The 6,005-nt window shown below is 56.3% G+C and carries 4 protein-coding genes; 3 read left to right on the top strand and 1 reads right to left on the bottom strand.

Features of this window, described 5'->3' with window-relative positions:
- Positions 1-209 precede the first annotated feature (209 nt).
- Positions 210-2,165, top strand: a complete 1,956-nt coding sequence (gene treZ, locus FHT97_RS30465; RefSeq protein WP_183865183.1) for a malto-oligosyltrehalose trehalohydrolase — start codon at positions 210-212, stop codon at positions 2,163-2,165.
- Between the two features lie 1,316 nt (positions 2,166-3,481).
- Complete coding sequence (locus FHT97_RS30455) at positions 3,482-4,435, top strand: C45 family autoproteolytic acyltransferase/hydolase (protein WP_183865180.1); 954 nt, start codon at positions 3,482-3,484, stop codon at positions 4,433-4,435.
- Positions 4,436-4,668: 233 nt separating this feature from the next.
- On the opposite strand, the gene FHT97_RS30450 is transcribed toward FHT97_RS30455, so the two are convergent.
- On the bottom strand, positions 4,669-4,986 hold the full coding sequence (locus FHT97_RS30450; protein ID WP_183865178.1) for a DUF982 domain-containing protein: 318 nt from the start codon (positions 4,984-4,986) through the stop codon (positions 4,669-4,671).
- A gap of 303 nt (positions 4,987-5,289) precedes the next feature.
- Here FHT97_RS30450 and FHT97_RS30445 point away from each other — a divergent pair, with 303 nt between their 5' ends.
- Positions 5,290-5,499 carry a dodecin gene (locus FHT97_RS30445; protein ID WP_183865176.1) on the top strand — a complete coding sequence of 70 codons (210 nt, stop codon included), beginning with the start codon at positions 5,290-5,292 and terminating at the stop codon, positions 5,497-5,499.
- The last annotated feature ends 506 nt before the right edge of the window (positions 5,500-6,005 follow it).

Genomic DNA, 6,005 nt, shown 5'->3' with positions numbered 1-6,005 from the left:
GGCAGTAGGGACGAAATGATTGACCACTCGTGGTCGGTGAGTTCGTAGCGGCGGCGTGTCATCATAGCTCCTAATTCGGAAGCCTTGAATCACGCGGAACGCAATACGCCAAGAGAATTTATGAGTTTACGGCCTAAGATCCTCCGCCGGAACAACGCCCTGTTGCTGACGTTTTCAATGGCCAGACCGCAGCAGAGGACGTCAAGCAAATGCAAGTCGATCGCGAATCAAGAGCGACGGGAGGATCACAAAGACGATACCCGGTTGGGGCCGAGATCGTTGATCGTGTTGCGTCGTTTCGCGTTTGGGCACCATCTCACCAAACCATGTCGGTCGTTCTCATGGCAGGAGGAGAATACCCGATGCGGCGAGAGGAAGGGGGCTACTTTTGTGTCGACGTCGAGGGTTTGCAGATTGGCGCACTTTACCAGTTCCGCCTCGGGGAGACGCCACAATGTCTGCCCGACCCCGCATCGCGCTTTCAACCCGGGGGCCCAGCGGGGCCGTCAATGCTCGTGGATTACAGGTCCTTTCGATGGCGGGATACGGCTTGGCCAGGTATATCTCCAGATGGGCAGGTCCTCTACGAAATGCATATTGGGACATTCACGCCGGAGGGAACCTATGAAGCCGCAGCGCAAAAGCTACCGCTCCTCAAAGACCTCGGCATCACATGCTTGGAGATGATGCCAGTCAACGAGTTTCTCGGTGAGTTCGGGTGGGGCTATGACGGAGTACTTCCCTATGCGCCGACACGCTTGTACGGCCGCCCGGATGAATTGCGATCGTTTATAGATCAGGCCCATCAGGCGGGAATCGGCATCATCCTCGACGTCGTCTACAACCATTTCGGCGTTGGCGAGAGCTTTCGAGCATTTTCAGAGGATTACTTTACCGATCGCTATTCCAACGAGTGGGGTAGCTCTCTCAACTTCGACGGAAGGAATTGCCAGGGTGTGCGCGAGTTTATAGCTAAGAACGCCGCATACTGGATCGATGAGTACCATTTGGACGGCCTACGATTGGACGCCACCCAGGCGCTCTTCGATGCCAGTGAGGATCACATCGTCACGTTGATCGCTCGTGAGGCACGGAAAGCAGGAGGCCGGCGATCGATCTACCTCTTGGCAGAGAACGAACCGCAGGACACAAGTCTTCTCCGCGCAAGCGATGCGGAAGGCTTGGGTCTGGACGCTGCCTGGAATGATGACTTCCATCACTCTGCCATGGTGGCCGCTACCGGAAGGAGGGAAGCCTATTATCACGATCACCGCGGTCATGCCCAAGAGTTCGTATCGGCCGCGAAACATGGCTACCTGTTTCAGGGCCAGCGCTACGATTGGCAGGACGCCCCACGTGGCACACCCGGCTTTGACCTCCACCACGAACACTTCGTCCACTTTTTGCAAAATCATGACCAGATCGCGAATTCTGCAAGAGGCTTGCGGATAACTGAGCTGACGTCGCCGGCGCGGTTTCGAGCACTAACCGCCCTGCTCCTCCTCGGTCCGCAGACCCCCATGCTTTTTCAAGGCCAGGAGTTCGGCGCGACGACGCCTTTCTTTTACTTCGCGGATAGTCGTGGGGAGATGATTGATCTCGTAAGAAAGGGCAGAGTTGCGTTCTTGAAACAGTTCCCAAGCCTAAAGGATCCCGACTTCGAAAACCGCATGGCTGCGCCGTCCGATCCGCTAACGTTTGAACGATCAAAACTAAAGTGGGATGAATATGAGCGGAATGACCACCTCGTTGCGCTCCATAGGGATCTCCTCGCGCTTCGGCGAAATAATATCTTCTCCGGATATGACGAAGGGCGGAAGCTCATTGTTGACGGGAGTGTGTTGGAGACGTCCGCGCTCCTGTTGCGGTTTTTTTCTGATAAGCCGGACGAACAGCGTCTGCTTTTAGTCAATCTCGGTCACGACCTTGCAATTCACAGTCGGCCCGATCCTCTGCTCGCCCCGCCGCGCGGTTATCAATGGAAGGTCGAGTGGTCCAGTGACGATTTTAACTATGGTGGAAGCGGTCGCCGACCGATCGACTTACAACGTCGTTGGGGTCTTTCAGCCGACTGCGCGGTCGTGCTTGCGCCAAAAAGGCAGGCACGGAACAAGACACCTCCTGGTGAACAGCTTGATCACTGGCAAAGCGAAATCTCCTCTTGAGATGGCTGATTGCAGGCGATTCGTGGTCTTGTCGGAAGTGATCGTGCTCGTTGTAAAAAAAAGCCGGTGTAGTTGACCTCATGGCACTGTCGAGGCCGCCTTTCAGTCACGTTATACACAGAAAGATAGTGTCGGTCCCGAGAGCGCTTGTTACGCCACGGTCTGGATGCCGCGCAAATTTCTGGCGCCGGCTCAGCCATAACGGAGCCGTTATGATCCCCTCCTGCGGATGCTGTTGAGAACAGTCCGTATGGGGAGTGGCCACTCCTTTTGGCTAAGCTTGCTCAAGCTGGATGAGGCGACGGCGAGGATGATAGTTGATCCCACGAGAATCTCGCGCACGTAGGAATCGACGCTCATCTGCGTCAGGCCATTGTCGAGCCGCCGAGAATGAAACTCCCGACAACGTCGCCAGGACGCGGGCTCGCCTTCCTCACTCATGGTCATTCCCAGGAAGACGGCCGCTATTGCAGAAAGCATCAAACCGCTTCCTTGGGTCGGGTTGGCGGAGGCGACCCGGCTTGCATCATCAGACCTGCGGTTGCCGCCCCCGAGACCGGTCAGGCCAACCGCCGAAAATCGAAGGAGCCGCACACGCACACCGACGAGCCTTGCAGCTTCGGCGTTCCCGCCAACGCATAGAGCGACGACCATAGACCGTATGCTCGAGCAATACCCATACGAGCAGGAGAACGAAAAGCGCAAGCACGCTGAGGAACGGCAGTGAAACCCATTGGTCGCCTGGGTCTTCCGCATATTCTTGACATGTCTTCACCCTTGTCTGCAAAACGAGGCGCGCCTCGAAGGGAATAGGACGGCGTTTCGGGGGGACCTGGACGAGAAAGCCGGTTTTTCCGGTCTTCTCGCATTGCTTGATTGGAGCAGCCGCGGCTTGGCTGACTGAAACGCCCGCATTACGATCATTAGATGATACCCGTGACTTTCCGTGTACTGCTCGTCGTCGAGATCATTCGCTGCGTCGTCCGTTCAGCGCTCCTCAGGTGAAATAGGGCTCGTCGTTTGTTATTCGTTGGCGCTTGGCAGACGTGAAACGCTGTTGCCATATCCGGTCTGAACATCGTCACCTGAGGCGAATACGGGGCGCTTGGGTTCAATGAGCCAAGCTCTCGCATCAGCGAGCCCCAGCGTTCCCATGGTCGACAACCCATCTTCGGCTTGCTCCATGGACGATGCCAGCCGGGCATGGTCTCCTAAGTTCCAGTCGAGCCTTGCTGGTTCTTTTCTGTATTCCTCACGACGCCTATACCGGCGCCCACGCCTTGTCAGCAACGCGTGTGACTTCCTATAATCCAGCCATGGACAAGACATTTGCGGCCGTTAAGGAAGACCGACCCGGCAAGGCCTGGCTTTCCAGATTTGTTGCCGGTCGCGAGGAGGCGGAAAAGTGGTACTTCGGGCAAGCCCGATCCCCAGTCCCAACTGCAAAGGAATGCCGTGCAGCGTTGCTTCGGTTCATGCCGGAGCTGGCACCCGCCTATGACGAGGCATGCTCCCTCGTCGGAGATGACGACGTGGCGCATCGAATGCTCAGTCACTACCGACCCGCGCCAGAACGCTACGGCTGTAGTCAGGCGGTCTGGCTTGGGTCGGAAGGCCCGGCATTACTGCGAAACTTTGACTATCCGCCGGCGATTGTTTCCGATCGCTTCGAAATGACCGCCTGGTCGAATCTGAGGGTCATTGGAAAGGCGCAAAGACCTTGGGGAGGTTGTGTAGATGGTATGAACGAAGAAGGACTCGTCGCGAGTGTCACTCTTGGCGGGGGCCGCACTCAGGGTGTTGGCTTTTCCATTATCCTGGTGATCCGCTACATTCTCGAGACGTGCCACACTATAAATCAAGCAGTCGCTGCCCTTTGCAGAATTCCCATAGCGCTACCACAGAATGTAACCGTCCTGGACCGTTCGGGTTCCTACGCGACCTTGTTGCTCGGCCCGCATCAACGCCCGGTCGTATCTCGAGCGAAGGCGTGTACGAACCATCAACGGTGGACAAGACCCTCGACGTCATCAATGACGCGCCTGGCAGCAATTCAGCGCGCATTGGAAGACCCGAGCATGTCCCTTCCGCAATTCCAACAGCTGTTTCTCCAGCCGCCGCTTTACTCCAACAGTATTTTTTATCCAACTCTCTATACTGCGCTGTACCGACCGTTGGAACGGCGAGTGGATTATATTTGGCCTGGCAAATGCTGGTCCCTCGGCTTCCAGGATTTTCCCGAAGGCCAATACACGCATAGCTATACTTAAATTCCATCCCGCGGCGCAGTCATTGCGCGGAACAATGCCGTGATCGACAGCATGCCCCGGCCGGGGCAGCGCGGACGAACAGGTCCCGTGAAGTCTGCCATGAGCAGGTCTTTAAGCAAGCCGCTGGGTCACCAGCTCAGTCTGAGCTGAGCGGCGCCATTTGAATAGCGTATCGCGAGATCCGTCACCTCGCCTCCTCCTCCCCAGATTATACTGTCATCCCCCGACGCAGCTCAATGGCTGCGGCTGATGGAAGGACCGCGAGCAAACACCTCACTGCGGGCCGGCACATGATAGACCCGGTCCCTCCACGAGACGCCGATCGCTTCGGCCGCATCGATCAGGGCCCGCTTCGCACTGTCTGGGTGCATCGTCCCATCAAGTACTGCGGCGCAAGCGCTAAGAGCTCGCTCAAACGCCGATCCGAACGTAACCGGCCATTTCTCTGCCAACAACGCCGATGCTTCGTCTGTTCCTCTGATGTCTATCGGATTTGGAACCCCTGGCAGCCAGATTTCGAGTCCAAATGTCCAATCGCCCGTTGAAACCATGCGCGTGCTCCTCCCCTGAGTCGCCCCATGACAGATTCACCCGAAACACGGCAGCTTTGGGGCCAGCTGGAAGCGCCCCTCTTCACATTTTGAGCGCTGAAAGGGGCATGGCTGCGCTGCCGGGATTTTTTCTCGACAATGTCCACTTCGAACTTCCCGGCGACAACGCTGACATTGGCACGCGACCAAAATCATGTGAGAGTTTCAAAGGCGTTCGACATTGAAAGGTTGTCTTCGTTCCTTTTGTGCAGCGCAGCGTCTCAAGACTTGCCTGAACCTGAAACACTGAAGGAAGGAAGCAAAATGAGCGATCACGTCTACAAGAAGGTCGAACTGGTCGGCACCTTCAAGGTTTCAATAACTGAAGCCATCGACACGGCAATCGCGCGCGCGTCAAAGACCATGCGAAATCTAGATTGGTTCGAAGTCGACCAGATCCGGGGACATATCAGGGACGGCGCAGTTGAACACCATCAGGTTGTGATGAAGGTAGGCTTCAGAATTGACGGATAACGTCGCCAGCCGAAAACGCCAAGAGCGACGATTTCGTCGTCGCTCTTCGCCATTTTCGAGTTGAGTAGCAGACCTAGCGTATTGGAACGGTTCGCCGACTTGCTATCCCGCGAGATTGGAAAGAAACCTCGACCTGAGGCGGCTGCGTATGTCCTGGCTTATGAATGCTTTGTCCTGTTGGCTCCTGGTCTGCTGCCGCGGATCGCGCTCGAGATCACATTGTGGTCGCGTCGTGTGGCATTCTCATCAACGAAAGGCGAAGACCGCGATCATGTTAACGAGAGTTGACTATCTGAGAATGGCCGGTCGCGTTGAAGGAAGGCAACGCGTACGTTGCCGCGATCGCGACCAGGGCGACCGCTATCGATGTTACGATCAGGGCTTGTTTCATGGTCGCTCCCAGTTAAGCACGGTGACCTTGCCCCGTTGAAATAATCCATTTTGAAGTAAGCTCTGGCCCATTGAGAGGACCAGGGAATGAAGCGCAGCCGTTTCACAGACGAACA

This window comes from Rhizobium sp. BK399, from assembly GCF_014194695.1.
Taxonomy (GTDB): Bacteria; Pseudomonadota; Alphaproteobacteria; order Rhizobiales; family Rhizobiaceae; genus Rhizobium.
Note: the sequence above shows the minus strand (reverse complement) of the source record. Positions and strands in the feature narration are given on the sequence as shown.